Source organism: Acuticoccus kandeliae (assembly GCF_003073115.1).
The window spans coordinates 1,035,910-1,060,502 of record NZ_QBBV01000002.1 but is presented as its reverse complement, the minus strand read 5'-3'; the positions used below and the strand labels follow the sequence as shown (position 1 = coordinate 1,060,502).

19 protein-coding genes are annotated in these 24,593 nt (G+C 68.2%); 11 read left to right on the top strand and 8 right to left on the bottom strand.

The annotated features are described in order from the left end of the window. Window positions 1-8 precede the first annotated feature (8 nt). From DBV35_RS17655 to DBV35_RS17640, 4 genes are all read left to right on the top strand, one after another. The gene (locus DBV35_RS17655) at window positions 9-980 is read left to right on the top strand and encodes a TRAP transporter substrate-binding protein (protein ID WP_108661614.1); all 972 of its coding nucleotides are present in this window, start codon (window positions 9-11) and stop codon (window positions 978-980) included. Window positions 981-1,072: 92 nt separating this feature from the next. Beyond that, on the top strand, window positions 1,073-1,600 hold the full coding sequence (locus DBV35_RS17650; RefSeq protein WP_108661613.1) for a TRAP transporter small permease: 528 nt from the start codon (window positions 1,073-1,075) through the stop codon (window positions 1,598-1,600). Between the two features lie 5 nt (window positions 1,601-1,605). Then, the gene (locus DBV35_RS17645; protein WP_108661612.1) at window positions 1,606-2,925 is read left to right on the top strand and encodes a TRAP transporter large permease; all 1,320 of its coding nucleotides are present in this window, start codon (window positions 1,606-1,608) and stop codon (window positions 2,923-2,925) included. Window positions 2,926-3,114: 189 nt separating this feature from the next. After that, window positions 3,115-4,095: a class I SAM-dependent methyltransferase gene (locus tag DBV35_RS17640; RefSeq protein WP_108661611.1), complete on the top strand. Its 981-nt coding sequence runs from the start codon at window positions 3,115-3,117 to the stop codon at window positions 4,093-4,095. Window positions 4,096-4,153: 58 nt separating this feature from the next. On the opposite strand, the gene DBV35_RS17635 is transcribed toward DBV35_RS17640, so the two are convergent. From DBV35_RS17635 to ppc, 3 genes are all read right to left on the bottom strand, one after another. Beyond that, window positions 4,154-5,707: a catalase gene (locus DBV35_RS17635; protein ID WP_108661610.1), complete on the bottom strand. Its 1,554-nt coding sequence runs from the start codon at window positions 5,705-5,707 to the stop codon at window positions 4,154-4,156. 148 nt (window positions 5,708-5,855) lie between these two features. After that, the gene (locus DBV35_RS17630; protein WP_170134969.1) at window positions 5,856-6,344 is read right to left on the bottom strand and encodes a RidA family protein; all 489 of its coding nucleotides are present in this window, start codon (window positions 6,342-6,344) and stop codon (window positions 5,856-5,858) included. Between the two features lie 96 nt (window positions 6,345-6,440). Further along, entirely contained in the window at window positions 6,441-9,185 is a 2,745-nt protein-coding gene (ppc, locus tag DBV35_RS17625) for a phosphoenolpyruvate carboxylase (RefSeq protein WP_108661608.1), read from the bottom strand. A 184-nt stretch (window positions 9,186-9,369) separates the two neighbouring features. Here ppc and DBV35_RS17620 point away from each other — a divergent pair, with 184 nt between their 5' ends. From DBV35_RS17620 to DBV35_RS17595, 6 genes are all read left to right on the top strand, one after another. Then, window positions 9,370-10,191, top strand: a complete 822-nt coding sequence (locus DBV35_RS17620) for an SDR family NAD(P)-dependent oxidoreductase (protein WP_108661995.1) — start codon at window positions 9,370-9,372, stop codon at window positions 10,189-10,191. After that, a complete protein-coding gene (locus DBV35_RS17615; RefSeq protein WP_211099995.1) occupies window positions 10,188-11,189 on the top strand; it encodes an NAD(P)H-dependent flavin oxidoreductase in 1,002 nt (333 codons plus the stop codon). Before DBV35_RS17620 ends, DBV35_RS17615 begins: the two co-directional genes overlap by 4 nt. Window positions 11,190-11,199: 10 nt before the next feature. Beyond that, complete coding sequence (locus tag DBV35_RS17610; RefSeq protein WP_108661607.1) at window positions 11,200-12,435, top strand: acyl-CoA dehydrogenase family protein; 1,236 nt, start codon at window positions 11,200-11,202, stop codon at window positions 12,433-12,435. A gap of 16 nt (window positions 12,436-12,451) precedes the next feature. Next, entirely contained in the window at window positions 12,452-13,480 is a 1,029-nt protein-coding gene (locus DBV35_RS17605; RefSeq protein ID WP_108661606.1) for a phosphotransferase family protein, read from the top strand. A gap of 116 nt (window positions 13,481-13,596) precedes the next feature. Beyond that, a complete protein-coding gene (locus DBV35_RS17600; RefSeq protein WP_108661993.1) occupies window positions 13,597-14,430 on the top strand; it encodes an IclR family transcriptional regulator in 834 nt (277 codons plus the stop codon). After that, a complete protein-coding gene (locus DBV35_RS17595) occupies window positions 14,427-14,843 on the top strand; it encodes a PaaI family thioesterase (protein WP_108661605.1) in 417 nt (138 codons plus the stop codon). Before DBV35_RS17600 ends, DBV35_RS17595 begins: the two co-directional genes overlap by 4 nt. 4 nt (window positions 14,844-14,847) lie before the next feature. Here the strand turns inward: DBV35_RS17595 and DBV35_RS17590 are convergent, their stop codons facing one another. Beyond that, window positions 14,848-16,941 carry a 3-hydroxyacyl-CoA dehydrogenase NAD-binding domain-containing protein gene (locus tag DBV35_RS17590; RefSeq protein ID WP_108661604.1) on the bottom strand — a complete coding sequence of 698 codons (2,094 nt, stop codon included), beginning with the start codon at window positions 16,939-16,941 and terminating at the stop codon, window positions 14,848-14,850. Between the two features lie 268 nt (window positions 16,942-17,209). Between DBV35_RS17590 and DBV35_RS17585 the strand changes: the two genes are divergently transcribed. Next, window positions 17,210-18,367, top strand: a complete 1,158-nt coding sequence (locus DBV35_RS17585; RefSeq protein WP_108661603.1) for a patatin-like phospholipase family protein — start codon at window positions 17,210-17,212, stop codon at window positions 18,365-18,367. Window positions 18,368-18,373: 6 nt separating this feature from the next. On the opposite strand, the gene DBV35_RS17580 is transcribed toward DBV35_RS17585, so the two are convergent. The 4 genes from DBV35_RS17580 to DBV35_RS17565 form a co-directional block, all read right to left on the bottom strand. Then, window positions 18,374-19,501: an ABC transporter permease gene (locus tag DBV35_RS17580; protein WP_425428483.1), complete on the bottom strand. Its 1,128-nt coding sequence runs from the start codon at window positions 19,499-19,501 to the stop codon at window positions 18,374-18,376. After that, window positions 19,498-22,266, bottom strand: coding sequence for a ribosome-associated ATPase/putative transporter RbbA (gene rbbA / locus DBV35_RS17575; protein ID WP_108661602.1), 2,769 nt, complete (start codon window positions 22,264-22,266; stop codon window positions 19,498-19,500). Before rbbA ends, DBV35_RS17580 begins: the two co-directional genes overlap by 4 nt. Next, complete coding sequence (locus DBV35_RS17570) at window positions 22,263-23,333, bottom strand: HlyD family secretion protein (protein WP_108661601.1); 1,071 nt, start codon at window positions 23,331-23,333, stop codon at window positions 22,263-22,265. The genes rbbA and DBV35_RS17570 overlap by 4 nt, the downstream gene beginning before the upstream one ends. 108 nt (window positions 23,334-23,441) lie before the next feature. After that, on the bottom strand, window positions 23,442-24,524 hold the full coding sequence (locus DBV35_RS17565; protein ID WP_108661600.1) for a sensor domain-containing diguanylate cyclase: 1,083 nt from the start codon (window positions 24,522-24,524) through the stop codon (window positions 23,442-23,444). Window positions 24,525-24,593: the final 69 nt, after the last annotated feature.

Genomic DNA, 24,593 nt, shown 5'->3' with positions numbered 1-24,593 from the left:
GACTTGGGATGAGCAAGACCGCGTTGTTCGTTGCGACCGCGATCGCGACTGTCTGGTCCGCGTCCGCCTACGCAGAAAAGTGGGACATGCCGATGGCTTATGCCGCGAGCAATTTCCACTCCGAGACCGCAGCGGCGTTCGCCGAATGCGTCACGACCGGTACCGGTGGCGACATCGAGATCGTGACCCACGCCTCCGGCTCGCTCTTCCCGGGCGACCAGATCAAGCGCGCCGTGCAGACCGGGCAGGCCCCGATCGGCGAGCGCCTCCTCTCCGCGCACCAGAATGAGAACGCGCTGTTCGGGTTCGATTCGATCCCGTTCCTCGCGACCTCCTTCGCCGACCATGACAAGCTCTGGGAAGCGGCCAAGCCCGCCTTCGAGGAGCTTCTGGAAAGTCAGGGCCTCACGCTCCTCTACTCGGTGCCGTGGCCGCCCCAGGGCATCTACTTCAAGAAGCCGGTCAACTCCGTCGCCGACATGGAAGGGGTGAAGTTCCGCTCCTACAACAACGCGACGGCCCGCCTTGCCGAGCTCACGAAGATGCTGCCGGTGCAGATCGAGGCGGCGGAAATCTCGCAGGCCTTCGCGACCGGCGTCGCCGATTCGATGATCTCCTCCGGCGCCACCGGCTATGACCGGAAGGTGTGGGAGAGCCTCACCAACTTTTACACGGTCGATGCCTGGATCCCGCGCAACTACGTGTTCGTGAACAGCGACATCTGGTCGGGCGTGTCCGAGGAGAACAAGAACGTCATCCTCGGCTGCGCGAAGCTCGCCGAATATGCCGGCTACTGGCGCGCGGTGCAGTACACCGACTTCACCCTCGGCGAACTCGCCAAGAACGGCATGAGCGTCGAGGCGCCGTCCGACCAGCTCGCCTCCGACCTTCGCGCCATCGGCGACACGATGACCGAGGAGTGGCTGAAGGATGCCGGCGAGACCGGTCAGGCCATCGTCAAGGCCTACAGGGGCAACTGACGAGCGTCGCCGGGCGGACACCCCGCCCGGCACCTTCCCCGACGTGAAGCCGGGTGCCTCGGCGCCCGGCGCTCTCCAGCCGCCGGACGCTCATGGTCAAGACAGTTCGCTCGATCCTCGACGGGATCTATTTCGGCGCCGCGATCCTCGCCGCGCTCTGCCTCATCGCCATTCTGGTGCTGATCGTTCTCCAGATGCTGGCGCGCTGGACGGGCGAGGTGTTTCCCGGCGCCCCCGACTATGCGGGCTACGCGATGGCCGCCGCCTCCTTCCTCGCCTTCGCCCATGCGCTGAACCGGGGCGCCCACATCCGCGTCTCGCTGCTCCTCTCCTCCGTGCCGCCGAAGGCGCGGCGGATCGTGGAGATCTGGTGCTTCGGGATCGCGACGGCGCTGATGTGGTATTTCGTCTATTACGGCGTGCGCTTCATCTACTGGTCGTGGAAGTTCAACGACATCAGCCAGGGGCCTGACGCGACGCCGCTCTGGATGCCGCAGTCGATCATGCTCCTCGGCGCCTTCATCTTCGCGCTGGCGCTGACGGACAGCCTCATCGCCCTTTTCACCGACGGCAATCACCGCGTTCAGCAGAACGTCGTCGAGCAGAGCCACGGGGAGTAGGGGCGATGCAAGACGTCTCGATCATCGCGCTGTTCCTCTTCATCCTCTTCCTGCTCCTCGGCACGGGCGTCTGGATCGGGCTCGCCCTTCTCGGCGTCGCCTTTGTCGGGATGGAGCTCTTCACCACGCGCCCCGTCGGCGACGCGATGCTGACGACGGTGTGGTCCTCGTCCTCCTCGTGGACGCTGACGGCGCTGCCGCTCTTCATCTGGATGGGCGAGATCCTCTACCGGACACGCCTGTCCGAAGACATGTTCCGCGGCCTCAGTCCGTGGATGCGATCGCTCCCCGGCGGCCTCATCCACACCAACATCGTGGGCTGCACGATCTTCGCGGCCGTCTCCGGCTCCTCGGCCGCGACGCTGACCACCGTCGGCAAGATGTCGATCCCGGAGCTGCGGCGCCGCAATTATCCCGAGCGCCTCGTCATCGGGACGCTGGCGGGCGCGGCGACGCTCGGCCTCATGATCCCGCCCTCGCTCACGCTGATCGTCTACGGCGTCACCATCAACGAATCGATCACGCGTCTCTTCATGGCGGGCGTGCTGCCGGGCCTGGTGCTCGCGGCGCTCTTCATGGCGTACGTCGCGATCTATTCGAAGATCGCGAAGAACTACAATCCGACGCCCGAACCGTCGATGTCGCTGCGCGAGCGTATATCCAATTCGCGCTTCCTGATCCCGGTGCTGATCCTCATCAGCGTCGTCATCGGGTCGATGTATCTCGGCTACGCGACGGCGACGGAGGCGGCGGCGTTCGGCGTGATCGGCGCGCTGGTGCTCGCCGCGACGCAGCGCTCGCTCACCTGGTCCACCTTCACCGCCTCGCTGATGGGCGCGACGCGGACCTCGGCGATGATCGCGCTGATCCTCGCGGGGGCGGCCTTCCTGTCGCTCGCGATGGGCTTCACGGGGCTGCCGCGCGGGCTCGCGAACCTCATCGCCTCGTGGGAGTTGTCGCGCTTCGAGCTCCTGATGGTGCTCCTCGTCTTCTACATCGTCCTCGGCTGCTTCCTCGACGGCATCTCCTCGGTGGTGCTGACGATGGCGGTGGTGGAGCCGATGATCCGCCAGGCGGGGATCGACATCATCTGGTTCGGTATCTTCATCGTGGTGGTGGTCGAGATGGCGCAGATCACGCCGCCGATCGGCTTCAACCTCTTCGTCCTCCAGGGGATGACGAACCACGAGATGACGTTCATCGCGCGCGCCGCGTTCCCGATGTTCCTCATCATGGTGCTGATGGTGTTCGTGCTGATCGCCTTCCCCGAGCTCGCGACATGGCTCCCGGACAACATGCGCGCCGCGGTGCGGCCGACCGGCTGATGTGACAATCTTAGGCCGTGCAATGCGGCCTGAACCGCGATAAGCCTAAATCCTAATTTTCGTGGGCGTTGACCCTCGGCGCGGCGTTGGCCGCGACCGAGGGCGGCGTTTGATTTTTGACCGATGAGTTTGCCGCCTGCGGTTCGGAGCCGCCGGCGGGCCACTTATTTCGAGATAAGGAATTGCGTGATGGGGGATATTGCGCCCGCCACGATGCTCGCCGAGTCGCTCGTGAAGAGCCTTGGCTGCCCCGCCCATTCACCGCTGGACCGCGCGGCCGAGCTGAAGGGGCTTCGCTCGCAGACCTCGCCCTTCGAGCGCGAGGCGCTCTACGCGCTCGGCCGCTACGCCTATAGCGGCGCGGGGGACATCTGGGACATCGGCTGCGCCGGAGGCGGCTCCAGCTACTGCCTCGCCGCGGGTGTCGCGGATGGTGAGGCCGCCGAGAAGGCCGGGCGCGTCGTCTGCTTCGACCGGTTCGACGGGCACGCCAAGAAGGCCTTCACGAGCCTTGCCGAGGAGGCGGACGATCTCGCGATCTTTCACCGGCAGACCGCGCCGGTCGCCGCCATCGTCAAGCCCGTCCGGCTCGACCTCCTGAAAGACCTCGCGAGCTTCCCGGCGCCGCGCGGCGTCGAGATCGCGCACATCGATGCGGCGAAGTCGCTGGCGCTGTGGAAGGCGATCTTCGCCAAGCTCGCCGCCAACATCATCCCCGGCAGGACGGTCTGGATCTGGCAGGATTTCAACCGCGCGCGCCTGCCGTTCCAGGCCTACGCGCTGCCGCTCCTCCTGGAGCATGGCGAGATCATCGGCGGGGCCAAGGACTGCACGCCTTTCCTGCGCTTTCGCGAAGAGATCGCGCCCGCCACCGTGCGCAAGATCGCGGCCGACGCGTTCACGCTGGAGGAGCGCATCGCCAACGTGCGGGCGACGTTCGCGATGCTGGACCGCGATTTCTCCGAGCTGTTTGCGCGGAGGGAGACGCTGAGCCGCGATCTCGCTGAGGCCTCGGTCGCCTACTGCCACCTGATCGCCGGCGACTTCGACGGCGCGGTGCGCGCCTATGAGGCGGTCGGCGCTGCGTTCCGCGCCCGCAAGGCGAGCCGCATCTACGAACGCGAGCTTCATGGCGGGGAGGCGGAGCGGCGCAGGGTGCTCGGCGAATAGACCCCGCGCCGCCGAAGGGAGGAGGCGGCAGCGGGTTCGCCGCCGCCGCCAGTGTGGCTTACTCCGCCGCTTCGGTGACGGGCTTGCCGTCGCCGGCGTCGCCGGAGGTTTGCTGCGGGGTCTTGTCGGTGACGGGGGCCGCGTTCGGCTTGTAGCCGCCCTCCGCCTTCACCTTCTCCCAGGCCTTGCGCACGCCGGCCTCGTAGTCCGGGTGGACCTTCTTGAACTCGGCGAGCTGGCGCTCGCAGATCACCTCCGGCACGGCGCCCCAGGTGCCGGCGATGTTCATGAAAAGGCGTTCCTTCTCGTCGGCCTCCAGCACCTTCACGAACAGCTCGCGCACCTGCTCATAGTCGTCATAGGCGCGGTGGTCGTAGCGCGCCGCGTCGCCGGAGACGCGCAGCGGCGGCTCCTGCGCCGTGCGGTCCTCGAACGCGCCATTGAACGAGTTCGGCTCGTAATAGGCGTTCTCGTTGCCGGTGGTGATGCCGCCATAGACGTTCATCTCACCGTCCTTGTGATAGTGGTGCACCGGGCATTTCGGCCGGTTCACCGGGATCGACTCGTAGTGCGTGCCGAGGCGATAGCGGTGCGCATCGGCGTAGGAGAAGATCCGCGCCTGGAGCATCTTGTCCGGCGACCAGGAGATGCCGGGGACGATGTTCGAGGGCGAGAAGGCGGCGTTCTCGATCTCGGCGAAATAATTGTCCGGGTTGCGGTTCAGCTCGAACGTGCCGACGTCGATCGGCGGGAAGTCGGCGTGCGGCCACACCTTGGTGAGGTCGAACGGGTTGAACGGCTGGTTGAGGGCGTCCGCTTCGGCCATCACCTGGATCTGCATCGTCCAGCGCGGGAAGTCGCCGCCGTCGATCGCGTTGAAGAGCGCCTCCTGGTAGCCCTCGCGCGTCCTGCCGACGACCTCTTCGGCCTCGGCATTGGTGTAGTGCTTGTGGCCCTGCTGGGTCTTGAAGTGGAACTTCACCCAGTAGCGCTCGCCGGCATCGTTCCAGAGCGAATAGGTGTGCGAGCCGTACCCGTTCATGTGCATCGGTGAGACCGGCAGGCCGCGGTCCGACATCAGGATCGTGACCTGGTGCAGCGATTCCGGCGACAGCGACCAGAAGTCCCACATCGCGGTCGGCGAGCGCATGTTGGTCTTCGGGTGGCGCTTCTGGGTGTGGATGAAGTCCGGGAACTTGTAGGGGTCGCGGACGAAGAAGACCGGCGTGTTGTTGCCGACGAGGTCCCAGTTGCCGTCCTCGGTGTAGAATTTCAGCGCGAAGCCGCGCACGTCGCGCTCGTGGTCGGCGGCGCCGGCCTCACCCGCGACCGTGGAGAAGCGCGCGAGCATCGGCGTCTCGGCGCCGGGCTGGAGACACTTCGCCTTGGAGTATTTCGAAATGTCGCCCGTGATCTTCAGGACACCGTGCGCGCCCCAGCCCTTGGCGTGGACGGTCCGCTCCGGGATGCGTTCACGGTTCTGGTGGGCGAGCTTCTCGATGAGCTGATAGTCCTGCATCAGCAGGGGGCCGCGCTCTCCGGCGGACATCGAGTCCTGGTTGTTGGGGACCGGGGCGCCGGCGGTCGTCGTCAGTCTGGGCCGATCAGCCATTGCGATACTCCATCCTTTTCTAAGTCGAGATAGAGGGCGCTCGACCCCGGACGTCCAATCGCAAATTCTGGGTTTCGTATAGATATTTCCTATAGATCGTGTGTTTGAGAGAAAGCGTCGGCCTAAAAATGGCCGACGCCCTGCGCTTCTACTGGTCGGCCGCGACGGCGGCGACCACGTCGACCTCGAACATCATGCCGGGCCGGGCGAGCGAGTTGATGTGAAGGAAGGTGTGCGGGGGGAGGGGGATGCCCTCGAACGTCTCCGTGCGGCAGTCGCGCATTTCCTGGCGGTAGCGGATGTCGGTCACGTAGCTCGTCGCTTTCACGATGTCGGCGAGCGTCGCGCCGTTCGCCTCGAGCGCGCTCTTCACCTTCGACCAGGCGAAGCGGCACTGCTCGAGGAAATTGTCGGCGTGGCGGACGGAGCCGTCGTTCGGATCCTCCGAGCCGATGCCGGCGAGGTAGATGAACTTCGCCGGGCCGGTGACGACCACTGCCTCGGAGAAGGCGTTCTTCGCGAATTCGCTGTAGTTGTAATTTTGCTTGCTAAACTCCTGAGCGTGACCGAGCGTGGTCGCGCCGATCAGGAACGCGGACGCCGCCAAGGCAGCGCGGAAGCCGTTCGACTTGAGCATGGGTGTCCCCTCGATGACGTGCCGCTCGACCATCGGAGCGACACGTTTTTGCATCGATGCAGGGGGTGTGCCATGCCACGCATTCGGCGTCGCGGGTCAGCCCGAGTTGCGCAGGCCCGCCGCGATGCCGTTGATCGTGAGCTTCAGCCCGTGGCTGACGCGGTCGTCGGTGTCGCCTTCGCGCAGGCGCTTCATCAACTCGATCTGCAAATGGTTCAGCGGGTCGAGATAGGGGAAGCGGTTGCGGATCGAGCGGGCGAGCAGCGGGTTCGATTCCAGCAGCTCGGACTGGCCGGTGATCTCGAACAGCATCTCGCGCGTGAGGTTCAGCTCCTCGCGCACCCGCGGGAAGACGCGGCGGCGCAGCTCCTCGTCGGTGACGAGCTCGGCATAGCGCGAGGCGATGGCGATGTCGGTCTTCGACAGCACCATGTCGAGGCTCGACAGGAGCGTGTCGAAATAGGGCCAGTCCCGGCCCATCGCCTGGAGGGTGTGGAGGCCGCTCTCGCCGTGGGTGTCGAGATAACCCTTCACCGCGGTGCCGAAGCCGTACCAGCCGGGCAGCATCAGGCGGCACTGCGACCAGCCGAACACCCACGGAATCGCCCGCAGATCCTCGATCGCGCGCGAGTTCTTCCGCGAGGCGGGGCGCGAGCCGATATTGAGGTTCGCGATCTCGCCGATCACCGTCGACGACCAGAAATAATGGGCGAACCCCTCGGTCTCGTAGACGAGGTGGCGGTAGGCGCGGAAGGCGCGCTCAGACAGATCGTCCATCGCCGACATGAACTCGGGCGAGGTGTTCGCCTCGACGGGGGGCAGGAGCGTCGCCTCCAGCGTCGCGGCGGCGATCGCCTCCAAATTGCGGCGGCCGAGCTCGGGGTTCGAATATTTGCCGGTGATCACCTCGCCCTGCTCGGTGATGCGGATCTTGCCGGCGACGGCGCCCGGCGGCTGGGCGAGGATCGCCTCGTAGCTCGGCCCGCCGCCGCGGCCGACGGAGCCGCCCCGGCCGTGGAAGAGGCGGATCTGCACGTCATGCCGGTCGAACACGTCGACGAGGGCGTGCTCGGCCTTGAACACCTCCCAGCGGGAGGTCAGGAAGCCGCCATCCTTGTTCGAGTCGGAGTAGCCGAGCATCACCTCCTGCATCCGCCCGCGGCTCTGGAGGAGGGGCTTGTAGGCGGGCAGGTTGAAGAGGCGGTCCATGATGGCGGGACCGGCCCTGAGGTCTCCGATCGTCTCGAAGAGGGGGATGATGTTGAGGGCGAGCGTCTGGTCCGTCGGCCGCATCAGGCCGACCTCCTTGAGGAGCAGGGCGACCTCCAGGATGTCCGACGCTGCGCTCGCCTGCGAGATGATCGTGTTCTCGATGACGGCGTTGCCGTAGCGCTTGCGTGCCGCGGCGGCGTGGCGAAGGATCTTCAGCTCCTTCTCCGCCTCCTCCGAGTAGTCGATATAGGGGCTTGCGAGGAGGCGGGCGGTGGCGAGCTCGCGCGAGAGGACATCGATCCGCTCGTCCTCAGAGAGGCCCGCATAATCCTCCACCACGCCGGCTTTCTGGAGAAGCTCGCCGACGACGCGCTCGTGGACGTCGGAATTCTGCCGCAGATCCAGCGTCGCGAGGTGGAAGCCGAAAATGTCGGCCGCGCGGCGGAGCTGGCGCAGGCGCCCGTTCGCGAGCCGCGCCGACCCGTTCGCCGCGAGCGAGCGGTGGAGCGCCGCGAGGTCCTCCTGGAAGGCGGCGGCGTCGGGATAGGGGTGCGCGCCGCTCGTGGGAGCCGCGCCGTTCAGGTGGCCGAGCGCGCGGCGCGTCGCGGCGAGGCGGTTGCTCACCCCGATGAGGGCGCGACGGTAGGGCTCGCCCCGGCGGTGCGGGCTCGAATCGTCGGCGTCGTCCGCGAGCGCGGCGACCTCGTTGCTGACCGAGACGAGCCGCTCGTCCAGGGACAGCTCGCCCGCGAGCGATTCCAGCTCGCTCTGATAGTGGGTGAGGATCTTGTCGCTGTTCAGCGTCGTCGCCTCGTCGAGGACGTCGGCGGTGACGAAGGGATGCCCGTCGCGGTCGCCGCCGATCCAGGTGCCCATGCGGAAGAAGGCGGGCAGCGGCTCGTTCGACCCGTTGCCGTGCTCGGCGAGCGCGTCCTCCAGCATGTGGTAGAGGCGCGGCAGCTCGTTGAGGAAGGTGTAGTCATAATAGGCGAGGGCGTTCATCACCTCGTCGCCGACGCCGAGCCGGTTCCGCCGCAGGATCGAGGTCTGCCACAGCGTCAGGATCGCGCGCTCGAGCTCCTCTTCGCCGACGGCCCGCTCCTCCGGCGTCAGCCCGCCGCGATCGCGCTCGGCGAGGAGGGCGGCGATGTCGCGCTCACGGTCGAGGGTGGACTTGCGGCGCACCTCGGTCGGGTGCGCGGTGAGGACGGGGCTGATCAGCGCCTTGGCGAGCGCCTCGCGCAGGCCCTTCGCGTCGGTCCCGTTCGCGAAGATGCGCTTCAGGGCGAGGGCAAGGCTGCCGTCGCGCGGTGCGGTCTGCGCGATCTGGTGCGCGCGGTTGCGGCGGATATGGTGCTGGTCCTCGGCGATGTTCGCGAGGTGGGAGAAGTAGCTGAAGGCGCGGATCGTCTGCGTCGTGCCGTGCCGTGAGAGGCCGGAGAGGATCTGGCCGAGCTCGTCGCGCGCGCTCGGATCCTCGTCGCGGTGGAAGCGCAGGGCGGTCTGCCGGACCTGCTCGATGCAGGCGAAGATCTCGCCGCCTTCCTGGTCGCGGACCACCTCGCCGAGAAGGCGGCCGAGAAGGCGGATGTCCTCGCGCAGCGGTGCGTCCTTGTCGTCTGCAGCCATGTGCCAACCCCTCATCCATCGTCCGTCGCGGGCGATGCAATTCCCTCGCCAAAGTGGTCCGCCGATGGCGTTGCACGCCGGCATCGCAGATCGATGTCGATCGAGGCTGGCCGCGATCAATGGTGGCCAGCGGAGCGCGCGAGCGATACCGATGGAGGCGCCGAACTCTGACGTGTGGACCGAGATGACACCGCTATCCCTGTTCGACCTGACCGGCAAGACCGCGCTCGTGACGGGCGGCGCGACCGGCATCGGGCGCATGGCGGCCGAGGCGCTGGTCCTCGGCGGCGCGCACGTGATGATCGCGAGCCGCAAGGGCGAGGCCTGCGCGGAGGCGGCCGAGGCGCTGAACGCGCTCGACGCGCCGGGATCGGCGGAGGGGTTCGGCGGGGACGTCGGCTCGCAGATCGGGGTCAACGCGCTCGTCGAAGCGGTCGGCGCGCGGTGCGGCCGGCTCCACATCCTCATGAACAATGCCGGGCGGAGCTGGGGCGAGCCGCTCGACGTCTTTCCCTATCATGCGTGGGAGAAGGTGCTGACGCTGAACGTCACCGGCCTCTTCGCGCTGACGCAGGGGCTTCTCCCGCTCATGGAGGCGGCCGCGAGCAGCGAAGACCCCGCGCGGGTCGTCAATGTCGGCTCGGTGATGGGCGAGATCCCGATGGGGGACGGGGCCTATTCCTATTCCGCCTCGAAGGCGGCGGTGCATCACCTCACCCGCATCCTCGCGAAGGAACTCGCGCCGCGCCGCATCACCGTGAATGCGCTGGCGCCGGGGCCGTTCGTGAGCCGGATGACGGCCTTCGCCACCGCGGACGAGGAGACGCGCGCGAAGGTCGGCGCACAGGTGCCGCTCGGTCGCGTCGGCCGTTTCGAGGACATCGCCGGCGCGCTCCTCTATCTCTGCGGCAAGGGCGGCGCGTACGTGACGGGCGCGATCCTGCCGCTCTCGGGTGGCATCAATGTCGAGACCGGCCCGCCGATCTTCCAGGAGGCGGAGGCGTGAGCGTGCGCGCGCTGCCGCCGGTGCTCGCGAACCTCGCGCTGCCGGTGATCGCCTCGCCGATGTTCCTCATCTCGGTGCCGAAGCTCGTCATCGCGCAGTGCACGGCGGGGATCGTCGGCGCGTTCCCGGCGCTGAACGCCCGGGAGGCGGAGGGCGAGCCGCCTCTCCTGGAGCGCTGGCTGACCGAAATCAGCGAGGCGCTCGACCGGCACAACCAGGCGAACCCGGACCGGCCGGCGGCGCCCTTCGCGGTGAACCAGATCGTCCACCGCACCAACACGCGCCTGGAGCGCGACCTCGAGATCTGCGTGCGCCACAAGGTGCCGATCTGGATCACCTCGCTCGGCGCGCGGCCGGAGGTGAACGAGGCGGCGCACGCGGCCGGCGGCATCGCCCTCCACGACGTCATCAACAACACGTATGCGCAGAAGGCCATCGACAAGGGGGCGGACGGGCTGATCGCGGTGTGCGCGGGGGCGGGCGGCCACGCCGGGCCGCAATCGCCTTTCGCCCTCGTCGCCGAGATCCGGGAATGGTTCGACGGGCCGCTCGTCCTCTCCGGCGCGATCGCGACCGGGGCCGCGCTCGTCGCCGCCCGCGCGCTCGGGGCCGATCTCGGATATGTCGGCTCCCCCTTCATCGCGGCGGAGGAGGCGAACGCCGATCCCGCCCACAAGGCGATGATCGTGGAGGGCGGGGCGGAGGACATCGTGACGACGAACGTCTTCAGCGGCATCTCCGCGAACTATCTCGGCGCCTCGATCCGCCGCGTCGGGCTCGATCCGGCGGCCTTCGCCACCGCGCGCGGGGAGGCCGAATATCAGGCGCTCGACAAGCGCCCCGCCGCCTGGCGCGACATCTGGAGCGCGGGGCAGGGGATCGGCGCGGTGAAGCGCATCGAGCCGGCGGGAGAGATCGTCGCACGGATCGGGCGGGAGTATCGCGCCGGCCTCGCGAACATGGCACGCTTGGCGCAACAACAAGAACACGCCTTCTGAGGAGACAATCATGGACCTCGGCATCAGCGCCCGCGTGGCACCGCTCATCGACGCGGTGCGCCAGATGGTGCGCGACGAGATCGCCCCGCTCGACGCGGAATTCCACGCCGAGGTCGGCCGCCACCCGTCCGGCGACCGCTTCCTGCGCACGCCCCGCCAGATCGAGATCATGGAAAGCCTCAAGGCCGAGGCGAAGCGGCGCGGGCTCTGGAATTTCTGGCTGACCGATTCGACGCGCGGCTACGGCCTCACGACGGTCGAATACGCTTATCTCGCGGAGGAGATGGGCAAAGTCTCGATTGCGGCGGAGGTGTTCAACTGCAACGCGCCCGACACCGGCAACATGGAGGTGATCGAGCGCTACGGGACCGACGCGCACAAGGCGCGCTGGCTGGAGCCGCTCCTCAACGGCGAGATCCGCTCCGCCTACCTGATGACGGAGCCCGACGTCGCCTCCTCCGACGCCACCAACCTCGTCTTCTCCGCCGTGCGGGACGGGGACGAGTGGGTGCTGAACGGGGAGAAATGGTGGTCCTCCGGGGCGGGGGACGAGCGCTGCAAGCTCTATATCGTGATGGCCTGCACCGACCCCGAGGCGCACAAGCACAAGCGCCACTCGATGTTCTTCGTCCCGGCCGACGCGCCGGGGATCACGGTCCTACGCGCGATGAACGTCTTCAACCATGACGACGCACCGCACGGCCACATGCACATCCGCTTCACCGACGTGCGCGTCCCGGCGCAGGACCTCGTCCTCGGCGAGGGGCGGGGCTTCGAGGTGGCGCAGGGCCGTCTCGGTCCGGGCCGCATCCACCACTGCATGCGCGCCATCGGTCAGGCCGAGCGCGCGCTGGAAATCCTGTGCGAGCGCGCCCTCTCGCGCCAGGCCTTCGGCAAGCCGCTCGCCGAACTCGGCGGCAACTACGACATCATCGCCGACGCGCGGATCGAGATCGAGATGGCGCGCCTCCTGTGCCTGAAGGCCGCCTACATGATGGACACGGTCGGGGTGCGCGAGGCGCAGGTCCATATCAGCAAGATCAAGGTCGTCGCCCCGCTGGTCGCGCTGAAGGTGGTGGACGAGGCGATCCAGATGCACGGCGCGGCCGGCATCAGCCAGGACACACCGCTCGCGCAGATGTGGACGCACCTGCGCACGCTGCGCCTCGTCGACGGGCCGGACGCCGTGCACCGCCGCCAGATCGCGCGTGCGGAGCTGAGGCGCTACACGCGCGAGCGTCACTGAGGCGGGGAGGCGAGCCATGAATGGGCACGCCGCCGACCTCGACATCGCCGCGATCGCGCGCTGGATGGAGGGCGCGGTGCCCGGCTTCCGCGGGCCGTTGATGGCGAAGAAGTTCGAGGGCGGCCAGTCGAACCCGACCTTCCGCCTCGACACGCCCGGCCGTTCCTATGTGCTCCGGCGCAAGCCGCCCGGCGTGCTCCTGAAGTCCGCCCACGCGGTGGAGCGCGAGTTCCGCGTCCAGCGCGCGCTCGCGGGGACAGCGGTCCCGGTCGCCGAGATGCTGGCGCTCTGCGAGGACGAGAGCGTCACCGGCTCCACCTTCTTCGTGATGGCCTATGTCCCCGGCCGCAGCTTCGACGATCCGAGCCTGCCGGACCTCGCCCCGCCCGAGCGCCGCGCGATTTATGACACGATGAACGCCACGCTGGCCGCGATCCACGGTGTCGACATCGCGGCGGTCGGCCTCTCCGATTACGGCAAGGCCGGCAACTATTTCCGCCGTCAGATCGACCGCTGGAGCGCGCAATATCGCGCGAGCGAAACCGAGACGATCCCGGCCATGGAAGAGCTGATGGTCTGGCTCGACGCGAACGTCCCGCCCGACGATGGCCGCGTCACCCTCGTCCATGGTGATTTCCGGATGGACAATCTCCTCTTCGATGAGGCGAGCCCGCGCTGCGTCGCCGTGCTCGACTGGGAGCTCTCGACCCTCGGCCACCCTTTCGCCGACCTCGCCGGCATCCTGATGCAGTGGCGCATGCCCGTCGGGCGGGAGGAGCGCGGCCTTGCCGGGCTCGACCGCGCGGCATGGGGCCTTCCCTCGGACGAGGCCTTCATCGCCGACTATTGTCGGCGGACCGGGATCGCGCCGATCGAGGATTTTTCCTTCTACGTCGCGTTCTGCTTCTTCCGCATGGCGGCGATCATGCAGGGGGTGCGCAAGCGCGGGCTCGACGGCATTGCCTCGAACCCGGAACGCTCGCTCACCATGGGTGCGCTCGCGCCGCTCTATGCCGCGCTCGGGATCGACGCGATCGCCGCATAGACGAATATTTTCAGAAGCGCGGCAACGCGTCTTGTGGATTTGTCCGTGATTCGCTGCCTTGATGTCGGGAGCACATGGCGGACATCCGCTGAATCGGTGGCGGGGAAGAAATCTTGGTGTCGACGTCTCAGGAAGAACAGGACACGCTCCCCGGGGACCGGAACTTCATCGTTGCGCTGGCCCGCGGTCTTGAGGTTCTGCGCTGTTTTCGACCCGAAGAAGCCTCTCTGTCGAACCATGAGATCGCCTCGCGCACCGGCCTTCCGAAGCCCACCATCTCCCGCCTGACCCACACGCTGTGCCGCCTCGGCTACCTCGTCCACCTCGAGGAGACGGGCGCCTACCGGCTCGGCCCCGGCGTGCTGGAGCTCGGCTACGGGGCGCTCGCGAGCATGGACATCGGCTCCCGCGCCGCTGCAGAGATGCAATCGCTGTGCGGCGGCGCGCGCCCGCAAGTGACCGCGGCCCTCGCCGAGCGGCACGGCTTCGACGCCCTCCTGATGGTGATCCACCGCTCCGAGCAGGCGATCACCTTGCCGATGAATGTCGGCTCCAAGCTGCCGCTCTTCGAATCGGCGATGGGCCGGGCGATCCTCGCCGGCATGACGTGCGAGGCGCGGGAGGCGGTGGTGGAGCAGGCCTGCTTCGCACGGCCGACCGAGACGACGGCGATCCGCGCCCAGGTCGCGGAAGCCCTCTCCGACTTCGCGCGCCTCGGCTACTGCACCTCCTTTGGGGAGTTCGTGCCGGAAATGAACGCGATCGCGGTCCCGGTGGTGTCCCTCAACGGGGAAAGGGTCTATGGCCTCAATCTCAGTGGACCATCCTTCATCCTGTCGGCCGACGCCTTGCAGCGGGAGTATGGCGAACGGCTGAAAGAGGCGGCGCGCGCGCTGGGGCCGAGTGCTCCGGTGACGGCCCGCGTGAATCGACGAGAGGCCCGCGCGTGACCGAATGGCACCTGGATCCGGCTCTTGAGGAGCCGCACTACGCCCTGCAAGCCCATCTCGGCTTCAAGATGGTGGCGTGGACCGAGGATTTCTCCGCCTTCGAGCTGCCGCTCGCCCCGCACCTCATGAACCGCTACGGCATCCCGCACGGCGGCATCTACGCGACGATGCTCGACACGGTGATGGGCTATGCCGGCTGCTATACCGGCGACCCCGAGGACGTGCGCCTCGCGATGACGCTGTCGCTCACCACCAATTTCCTGAGCCGCCCGCGCGGCGAGCGCCTCATCATCGAGGGCCGCCGGATCGGGGGCGGGCGCACGACCTTCTTCGCCGACGGCACGGTGGTGGACGAGACGGGCGAGCTCGTCGCGACCGGTAGCGGCACCTTCCGCTACCGGGCGCGCAAGTAGAGCCTCAGCCCTCGTTCCGGTCCGCGAAGGTGGAGCCATCCTTCGCCATCGCGGCGAGGAGGGCGGGGACCTTCCAGAAATACGGATCTTCCTTCGCGTAATGCGCGATGCGGGCGACGAGCGCGTCCGCGCCGATCGTGTCGGCATAGTGCATCGGCCCGCCGCGCGTGCGCGGGAAGCCGTAGCCGAAGAGGAAGACGGCATCGATGTCGATCGGGCGGAGGGCGATCCCTTCCTCCAGCACCCGCGCGCCCTCCGAGATCATCGCGGTCATGTAGCGGTCGACGATCTCCTCGGCGGAGAAATTGCGCGGGGCGATGCCGGCCTTCGCCTGCTCCTCGGCGATGATTTTGGCGACGGCGGGGTTCGGCTTCGGGTCGCCCTCGCCATAGACATAGTAGCCCTGTCCCGACTTGCGGCCGAACCAGCCGGCCTCGCAGATCCGGTCGGCGATCGGGATGTAGCGCTCCTCCGCCGGGCGCGTCGCGGCGAGGCGCTTGCGCGAGGCCCAGGCAATGTCGAGCCCGGCAAGGTCGCCGACCTTGAAGGGCCCCATCGCGAGGCCGAAGCCTTCGAGCGCCCGGTCGATCGCCTCCGGGCTCGCCCCGTCCATCACCAGATAGTCGCCGACCTTGCGGTAGTGCGACATGATCCGGTTGCCGATGAAGCCGTCGCACACGCCCGCCCGCACCGCGATCTTGCCGAGACGCTTGGCGAGCGCGAAGCCGGTCGCGACCACATCGGCCGTCGTCTCGCGCGCGACGACGACCTCCAGGAGCCGCATCACGTGGGCGGGGGAGAAGAAGTGGAGCCCGATCACGTCGCCGGGGCGCGTGGTGGCGGCGGCGATCTCGTCGATGTCGAGATAGGAGGTGTTTGTGGCGAGCACCGCGCCGGGCTTCATCACGCTGTCGAGCGTCGCGAAGATCTCCTTCTTCACGCCCATGTCCTCGAACACCGCCTCGATCACGAGGTCGGTGTCGGCAAGGTCTGCGAGATCGGTCGTGATGCGGAGCGCGCTCGCGAGGATCTCCGCCTCCTTCGCGGCGGTGAGCTTGCCCCGCTTCACCGCCCCGGCGAGGTTCTTCTCGATCGTGGCGCGGCCGCGGGCAAGGCTCGCCTCGTCGCGTTCGGCGAGGATCACGGGGAAGCCGGCGAGGAGGGCGGCGGTGGTGATGCCGGACCCCATGGTGCCGCCGCCGATGACGCCGATCGCCTCCAGCGCGCGCGGCGGCGTGCCCTTCTCGGGGATTTTCTCGACCGCGCGCTCGGCGAAGAAGGCGTGGACGAGGCCGGCCCGCTGCGGGCTCGCCTGGCATTCGAGGTAGAGCGCGCGCTCGGCCGCGATGCCCTCGGCGAGCGGCAGCGTGCTCGCGCGCACCGCCTCCACCGCCTTGTGGGGGGAGAAGAGGTTCGGGGCGGAGGCCTTCAGCTTCGCCGCCGTCTCGGCGAGCGCCTCGGGGTCGGGCGTCACGTCGAGCGCACCGACGCGACGCGTCGCGAACGCGCCGGTCAGCACGGCGCCCGCGGCGGAGAGTGCGACGTCGCGCGGGGTGCCGGACGCAATCTCGTCGATGAGGCCGAGTTTCAGCGCCTCGTCGGCGCCGATGCGCTTTGCCGTGGTGATGAGGTCGAGCGCGGCGCGGAGGCCGGTGAGGCGCGGGGCGCGCTGCGTCCCGCCGCCGCCCGGAATGATGCCGAGCGTCACCTCCGGAAAGCCGACGATCGTGCCTTCCAGCGCCACGCGGCCGTGGCAGGCGAGCGCGATCTCGAGACCGCCGCCGAGCGTCGAGCCGTGCATCACGACGACGATCGGCGTCTTCGCCTGCTCGATCGTGTCGCACACGTCGATCGTGAAGGGCGGGGCGGGGGGCTTGCCGAACTCGCGGATGTCGGCGCCGGCGATGAAGGTGCGGCCCATGCCGTAGAGGGCGATGACCTCGACCGCCGGGTCGGAATCCAGCGTCTCGACCGCTTCGGTGAGGCCGATCCGGACGGCCTGCGAGATCGCGTTGACGGGCGGGTTGTTCACCGCGATCAGCGCGATGTTGCCGGCCCGTTCGATGGTGACCACCGATCCCTCGCGAGGCTCTGTCATCCCCGTCCCTTTCTCGTTCGCATCGGGCGGCACCGCAGAGTCGCGCCCGCTTGGCTTGTAGGACACGTGGGCGCGCGGGAGCCAGAGGGGCGCGCCGAAATCGGCGACCGCGCCGCCGCCGCCCGCGTCCGCCTGCGGCTCCTCGGTCGGCGTTTCACTGTGGCGGACTGGTCACGCGGCGGCAAATAGTCGGCGACGACGAATATTGGGCTGGCCCGTCTCAATATTGGTCGGCACAAGAGAGCAAATTTCCGCGTCGAGGTGGGTAATGTCTGCGCCTTTTGTCCGTGTGATGGCGCTGTTCTTGGCGCTTGTGGTCGCCGCGTGTGGTTCTGTGGGGCCGCGCATCGAGTATTCGGCGCAGGATCAGCTGAACGCCAACGTCGTCGGCATGCCGGAAGATATTCGCATGTGGGCCGACGCGCCGCTCAGCGAATATAAGCCCGGCATCCGCCTCCTCGTCCAGAACTGGCGCCGCACCGGCATCGCGCCCAAGCTCCTCGCCCTCTCCGGCGGGGCGGACGACGGGGCCTATGGGGCAGGATTCCTGCACGGCTGGTCCGAGGCGGGCGACCGGCCGCAATTCTCCATCGTCAGCGGCATCAGCACGGGCGCCCTCATCGCGCCCTACGCCTTCCTCGGCTCGCACTATGACGACAAGCTGCGCGAGATCTTCACCGAGATCGACCGGGGCGACATCTTCGTCCTGCGCGGCCTTTCCGGGCTTTTCGGCTCCGGCGTCGCCGACAGCACGCCGCTGAAGAACATGATCGCGAACCACGTGACGCCCGCGCTGATGGCCGAGATCGCCAAGGAGCACGCCAAGGGCCGCCGCCTCCTCGTCGCGACCACCAACCTCGACGCCCAGCGCACGATGGTCTGGGACATGGGCACCATCGCGACGATCGGCACGCCCCGCGCGCTGGAGGTCTTCCGCCAGGTGCTCCTCGCCTCGGCGAGCGTGCCGGGCATCTTCCCGCCGGTGCTGATCGACTCCCAGGCCGCCGGGCACCGCTTCAACGAGCTGCACGTCGATGGCGGGGCGACGGTCCAGGTCTTCACGCTGCCGACGGCGGTGCTCGTCTCGCGCAACGAGCACATGCTGCCGCGCGGCAGCGCCATCTACATGATCATCAACAACAAGCTCGCGCCCGATTTCGAGGTGGTGCGCGCCTCGGCGCTGCCGGTGGCGAGCCGCTCCTTCTCGACCATCATCAAGTCGAGCGCCCGGCAGACCGTGGTCGAGACCTTCAACTTCGCGAAGGAGCGGGACACCAAATTCCGCCTCACCTATATCGGCAACAATTTCGACGCGGAGTCGAAATACCCGTTCGACCGCGAGTACATGAACAAGCTCTACGATTATGGCGTGGAGCGCGGCCGCAGCGGCACGGCCTGGCTCGACCGCCCGCCCTTCGAGCGCTGAGGCGGCTCAGCCCATCGTCGTGATCGTCCTGCGGAAGCGGACGAGGGCGAGGGTGAAGAGGGCCGCGCCAATCGCCGCGATCGCCAGGAATTGCGGCCACACCACGTCGAACCCGGCGTTCCGGTAGAGGATCGCCTGTGCGAGCGTGACGAAGTGGGTCGTCGGCGCGACCTGCATGATCGTCTGCACGAAGACCGGCATGCTCTCCTGCGGCGTCATCCCCCCCGACAGCATTTCCAGCGGCAGGAGGGTGATGATGATCAGGAGCCCGAACTGCGGCATCGAGCGAGCGAGGGTCGCGAGGAAGATCCCCATCGAGGTGGTCGCGAAGAGGTGCAGCGCGGTGCCCGCGAGGAAGAGGCCGATCGAGCCCTCGATCGGCACCGCGAGCCAGCGCTCGATGACGAGCGCGATCGAGAGGGCGGCGGCGGCGAGGACGACGAGCGCCATCGCCCAGATCTTGCTCACCATGATCTCGAACGGGCGCAGCGGCATGACGAGGAGGTGCTCTACCGTGCCGTGCTCGCGCTCGCGGATGAGGGCGGCGCCGGTGAGGATGATGGAGAGCATCGTCACGTTGTTGATGAGCTCCATCACCGCGCCGAACCAGGCCTCCTTCAGCGTCGGGTTGAAGCGCGCGCGCATCACGAGCTCGACCGGCAGGTCCGGCAGCGCGCGGTAGCGGGCGACGAAGGCGGCCACCTCCTGGGTGACGATCTGCTGGATGTATCCCGCGCCGGTGAAGGCCTGGGAGATGCGCGTCGCGTCGACATTGAGCTGGATCGACGGGTGGCGCCCGGCGAGGAGGTCGGCCTGGAAGTCGGGCGGGATGACGAGGGCGAAGGTGTCGCTCCCCTCGTCCATCCGCCGGTCCATCTCGCCCGTCGAGATGAGGACGGGGGCGGTGAAGTAGGGCGGATAGAATGCGTCGGCGATGCGGGTGGAGATCGCCGAGCGGTCCTCGTCGACGATCGCGATCGGCGCCTTCGCGAGGGAATCGGGCAGCGAGGTGGCGGCGGAATAGATCGCGACGCTGAAGGCCCAGATGACGAGGATCAGCATCGCTCGGTCGCGCCTGAGGCTGCGCAGCTCCTTCACGCCGAGATGGAAGATGTTGGCGAGGGTGCGCATCATTTGTCCTGCTTTCGCAACAGGAGCGCGGCGGCCCCGATCGTCACCGGCACGGCGATCAGGAGGGGGACGAAATAGGGTGCGAGGTCGGCGAAATTCATGCCCTTCGCGAACACGCCGCGCGTGATGATGAGGAAGTAGGTCGTCGGGTAGATTTCGCCGATGAAGCGGCCGATCCCCTGGAGCGAGGAGACGGGGTTGATCATCCCCGAGAAGCTCACCGCCGGCAGGAGGCTGAGGAGGGCGGTGCCGAAGATCGCCGCGATCTGGCTCCGCATGAAGGTCGACATGAAGAGGCCGATGCCCGTTGCCACCACGACATAGAGCACGGCGGCGCAGAAGAGCGTCAGGAAGCTCCCCGTCAGCGGCACGCCGAACATGAAGACGACGAGGAGGACGAGCGACACGAAGCTCACCGACGAGAGCACGATATAGGGGAGCTGCTTGCCGATGAGGAATTCGAGCCGCGTCGTGGGCGTCACGTAGAAATTGACGATCGATCCGAGCTCCTTCTCGCGCACGATGCTGAGCGCGGCGAGCATCGCCGGGACAAGCATCAGGAGGAGGGGGATCATCGCCGGTCCCATCGCGACGATGCTCTTCACGTCCGGATTGTAGCGGTAGCGCGTCTCGATGCTGGCGAGGGCGGTGAGGGCGTCGGCGTGTCCGGCCTCGCGCGCCCGCGCCTGGAGCCACAGGACGTGCATCCCCTCCACATAGCCCTTGATGGTCTCGGCGCGCGTGGGCATCGCGCCGTCGACCCAGGCCGCGATGGCGGGACGGCGGCCGCGGGCGACGTCGCGCGCGAAGCCCGGCGGAATCTCCACCGCGAGGCTGATCTCGCCCGCCCGCATCCGCCGGTCGAGGTCGGCATAGCTCGTGAGCGGCGGCGCCTCGATGAAGTAGCGCGAGCCGGCAAGGTTGATCGCGTAGTCCTGGCTGACGGTGGTCTGGTCGCGGTCGAGGATCGCATAGCGCAGCCCCTCCACGTCGAGGCTGATGCCGTACCCCATCACCACGATCAGGATGAGATTGCCGAGGAGGGCGAGGGTCAGGCGGATCGGGTCGCGCTGAAGCTCCAGCGCCTCGCGGTGGGAGTAGGAGGCGAGACGGCGCAGGTCGAAGGACCGCCGCACCGGGGCGGGCTCGGCGTCGGCCTCGCTCGCGGCGAGCATCTCGCCCGCGCTCTGCGGCGGGGCGGTGTCGCGCGCGCTCGTCGCCTCCTCCAGATAGGCGATGAAGGCGGCTTCCAGCGTGTCCACGCCGCGCCGCTCCACGAGGCGCGCCGGGGTGTCGGTGACGAGGACCTTGCCCGCGTGCATCAGCGAGATGCGGTCGCAGCGCGCCGCCTCGTTCATGAAGTGGGTGGAGATGAAGATCGTGACGCCCTCGTCGCGCGAGAGCTCGGCGAGGATGCGCCAGAAATTGTCGCGTGCGACCGGGTCGACGCCGGATGTCGGCTCGTCGAGGATCAGCATGTCCGGCTTGTGGATCATCGCGACCGCGAGCGAGAGGCGTTGGCGGATGCCGAGGGGCAGCGCGTCGGGGAGCGTGTCGGCGACCTCCTCCAGCGAGAAGCGCGTCATCATCTCGGCCACGCGCGCGGCGAAGATTTCGTGCGGGACGTGGAAGAGGCGGGCGTGCAGCTCCAGGTTCTGCCGCACCGTCAGCTCGGTGTAGAGCGAGAAGGACTGGGACATGTAGCCGACGCGCTTGCGCGTCTCCATGTCGTCCGGATCGACGCGGGCGCCGAAAAGGAAACCCTCGCCCTCGGTGGCCGGCAGGAGGCCGGTCAGCATCTTCATCGTCGTCGTCTTGCCGCAGCCGTTCGAGCCGAGGAAGCCGAAGATCTCGCCGCGCGGGATCTCGAGATCGACATGGTCGACCGCGGTGAAATCGCCGAACCGCTTGGTGAGGCCGCGGGCCTCGATCGCCCACGGCCCGTCCCCGTCCGGGACGCGCGGCGGAATCTCGACCGGCCGGTAGGCCGCACGCTTCTCGTCCGGCAGAAGCGCGATGAAGGCGGCTTCGAGGGATGGGGTGCCGGTCCGCGCGAGGAGGTCTTCGGCGCGGCCCTCGGCGAGAATGCGGCCGTCGTCCATCGCGACCAGCCACTCGAAGCGGGCGGCCTCCTCCATGTAGGCGGTCGCGACGAGGACGGTCATCTCGGGCCGCGCGCGGCGGATGTCGTCGATGAGATCCCAGAACTGGCGGCGCGAGAGCGGGTCGACGCCGGTGGTCGGCTCGTCGAGGATCAGGAGGTCCGGGTCGTGGATCAGCGCGCAGCAGAGGCCGAGCTTCTGCTTCATGCCGCCCGAGAGCTTGCCGGCGGGCCGCTCGGTGAAGGGGGTGAGGCCGGTCGCCTCGGTGAGGGAGGCGATCCGCGCCTCGCGCTCGGCCCGGCCGTGGCCGAAGAGGCGGGCGAAGAAGTCGATATTCTCCCGCACCGAGAGGGTCGGGTAGAGGTTCTTGCCAAGACCCTGGGGCATGTAGGCGATGCGCGGGCAGGCGGCCTGGCGGTGGGCGGGGTCCGCCATGCTGCCGCCGAGGACGACGATGTCGCCCGTCTGCACCCGCCGCGCGCCCGCGATCAGCGAGAAGAGGCTCGACTTGCCGACGCCGTCCGGCCCGATGAAGCCGACGATGCGGCCGGGCGGAATGTCGAGCGAGATGTCGCGGAGCGCGGTGACGCGGCCATATTTCAGCGAGACGCCGGCCAAGTGGACGACGGATGGGGCCGGCCCGGCGGACGGGTCGGCCGCGCTCACTCCGGCAGCCTCACCGTGAGGTTTTCGGGCCAGGGTGCGTCCTTGTCGACCTGGACATAGGCGACGCCCGGCAGGCCGGTCTTCACGTAGCTCACATAGCGTTCGAGGAGGCTCGGATCGACGCGCGCCTTGATGCGGAACATCAGCTTCTCCCGCTCCTCCTGCGTCTCGACCGTGCGCGGGGTGAATTGCGCGACGTCGGCGACATAGGAGATCGAGGCGGGGATCACATATTCGGGCGCGGCGTCGAGGACGATGCGCGTCTCGTTGCCGATGGAGATGCGGCCCGCCGCCGAGGTCGGCAGGAAGAAGGTGATGTAGACGTCGCGCAGGTCCATGATGTTGAGGAGGACGCCGCCCGCGCTCACCACCTCGCCGGGCCGCGCGACCACATATTGCACCCGCCCGACGCGCGGGGAGGTGAGGGTGCTGTCGGCGATGTCGGCCTTGATGCGCTCGATCGCGGCCTCCACCGCGCCGACCCGGGCTTCCGCCGAGATGACGCCGGCATTGGCGGCGCTGACATTCGCCTCCGCCGCGGCGAGCTGCGCCTCGGCCGCGTTCAGCACCGCCTTCGCCCCTTCGAGGACGGCGGTCTGGTCGTCGAGGCGCTGGATGGGTGAGGTCTCGCGCTGGACGAGCTGCTGGACGCGCTCGAAGGTCTTCTGCGCGACGTCGAGCTCGGCCTGGCGCTGGGCGACGACGGCCTCGGCGGCGCGATGGTTCGCCTCGGCCTGCTTGACCTGGCTCTTCGCCGTGTCGATCCCGATCTTGGCTTCCTTGAGGTTCGCCTCCGCCTCGCGCAGCTGCGCCTCGAGGACGAGCGTGTCCATCCGCGCGAGCTCCTGGCCCGGCTCCACGAAGTCGCCCTCGTCGACGAGGAGTTCGGCGACGCGGCCGGCGGTCTTTGCCGCGATGTCGATCTCGACCGCTTCCACGCGCCCGTTCGCCGAGGCGAAGCCGTCGGGAAGGCCCGCCGGACGCAACGCCCACCAGACGCCATAGGCGGCGAGGGCGAGGAGGACGAGGATGCCGAGGCGGATGAGGCTCTTCCGGGGAATGTTCATCGCAGCGCGCTCCAAGCGTGAGGCCTCTGGCCCACTCTTAAAGCGAGTGCATTTCACATTCCAGGTCGCGAATCGCGGCGTCCCGGCCTTACGGGCCGGGGCGGATCGTCAGAAGACGGCGGTCGCGATCGCGGCTTCGACGACGGGCAGCTCGTCCGCGTCGGGATCGGCGATATAGGGGACGGCGAGCGCCGTGATGTTCGCCACCACCGGCACGGAGGGTCCGGCGACGACGATCTGGTTGCGCCCGCCCTTCTTCGCCGCGTAGAGCGCGACGTCGGCGACCTTGCACCAATGCGAGACGTCGGCGATCCAGTCGCCGAGCTCGGCAAGGCCGAAGCTTGCCGAGACGCGCAGCTCGGGGATGTCGAGGAACTCGATCGAGGCGATCGCCTCGCGCGTGCGCTCCAGCGAGCGGTGCGCGTCGTCGATCGCGAGGCCGGGGAGGCCGATCGCGAACTCCTCGCCCCCGAGGCGGCCGAAATGGGCCTTGTGGCCGAGCGTGTTGCGGCAGGTCTCGGCGACGGCGGACAGCACCCGGTCGCCGACATCGTGACCGAACCGGTCGTTGATCGACTTGAAATGGTCGAGGTCGAGGATCGAGAGCGCCGCCGGCTCGCCGCTCCGCGCGAACGCGTCGACCGACCATTGGAGGCGCTTCAGGAAGGGATGGCGGCACATGAGGCCGGTGAGCGGATCGAGCGAGGCGCGCTGGCGCAGCTCCATCTCCTGCACGACGCAGCGAGCGAGCTGGCTCAGCACCGACAATTCGAACTCGGAGAAAGTGCGCGCCTCGTCCCCGATCGCGCACAGCGCGCCGACCTGGTAGCCGTCCGGCATGACGAGCGGCGCGCCGGCATAGGAGCGCACGAAGGGCGCGCCCTGGACGAAGACATTGTCGCGGAAGAGGGGGTGCTCCAGCGCGTTCTCCACCACCATCGGCTCGCGCTGGCGGATCGTCACCGTGCAGAACGAATCCTCGCGCGCCGTCTCGCACGCATTGATGCCGACCGTCGACTTGAACCACTGCCTGTCGTGGTCGATCAGCGTGACCGCCGACATCGGCACGTTCAGCGTGGCGCGCACCAGGTTGGTGATGTGGTCGAACGCGGCTTCTTGCGGTGTGTCGAAGATATCGAGGCGCCGGACCGCAGCAAGACGACCTTCCTCGTCGATGAGCTTGGTATCCATGGACTCCGACCGGGTCACGCGAAGGAACTGCCCTTCATACTCAGTGAGACCTATAGCCTCTCACTACCG

What these genes read in the sequence shown, in the direction of transcription:
- DBV35_RS17655 (WP_108661614.1), top strand. Translation starts at nt 9, where the DNA reads ATGAGCAAGACCGCGTTGTTCGTTGCGACCGCGATCGCGACTGTCTGG.
- DBV35_RS17650 (WP_108661613.1), top strand. Translation starts at nt 1,073, where the DNA reads ATGGTCAAGACAGTTCGCTCGATCCTCGACGGGATCTATTTCGGCGCC.
- DBV35_RS17645 (WP_108661612.1), top strand. Translation starts at nt 1,606, where the DNA reads ATGCAAGACGTCTCGATCATCGCGCTGTTCCTCTTCATCCTCTTCCTG.
- DBV35_RS17640 (WP_108661611.1), top strand. Translation starts at nt 3,115, where the DNA reads ATGGGGGATATTGCGCCCGCCACGATGCTCGCCGAGTCGCTCGTGAAG.
- DBV35_RS17635 (WP_108661610.1), bottom strand. Translation starts at nt 5,707, where the DNA reads ATGGCTGATCGGCCCAGACTGACGACGACCGCCGGCGCCCCGGTCCCC.
- DBV35_RS17630 (WP_170134969.1), bottom strand. Translation starts at nt 6,344, where the DNA reads ATGCTCAAGTCGAACGGCTTCCGCGCTGCCTTGGCGGCGTCCGCGTTC.
- ppc (WP_108661608.1), bottom strand. Translation starts at nt 9,185, where the DNA reads ATGGCTGCAGACGACAAGGACGCACCGCTGCGCGAGGACATCCGCCTT.
- DBV35_RS17620 (WP_108661995.1), top strand. Translation starts at nt 9,370, where the DNA reads ATGACACCGCTATCCCTGTTCGACCTGACCGGCAAGACCGCGCTCGTG.
- DBV35_RS17610 (WP_108661607.1), top strand. Translation starts at nt 11,200, where the DNA reads ATGGACCTCGGCATCAGCGCCCGCGTGGCACCGCTCATCGACGCGGTG.
- DBV35_RS17605 (WP_108661606.1), top strand. Translation starts at nt 12,452, where the DNA reads ATGAATGGGCACGCCGCCGACCTCGACATCGCCGCGATCGCGCGCTGG.
- DBV35_RS17590 (WP_108661604.1), bottom strand. Translation starts at nt 16,941, where the DNA reads ATGACAGAGCCTCGCGAGGGATCGGTGGTCACCATCGAACGGGCCGGC.
- DBV35_RS17585 (WP_108661603.1), top strand. Translation starts at nt 17,210, where the DNA reads ATGTCTGCGCCTTTTGTCCGTGTGATGGCGCTGTTCTTGGCGCTTGTG.
- DBV35_RS17580 (WP_425428483.1), bottom strand. Translation starts at nt 19,501, where the DNA reads ATGATGCGCACCCTCGCCAACATCTTCCATCTCGGCGTGAAGGAGCTG.
- DBV35_RS17570 (WP_108661601.1), bottom strand. Translation starts at nt 23,333, where the DNA reads ATGAACATTCCCCGGAAGAGCCTCATCCGCCTCGGCATCCTCGTCCTC.
- DBV35_RS17565 (WP_108661600.1), bottom strand. Translation starts at nt 24,524, where the DNA reads ATGGATACCAAGCTCATCGACGAGGAAGGTCGTCTTGCTGCGGTCCGG.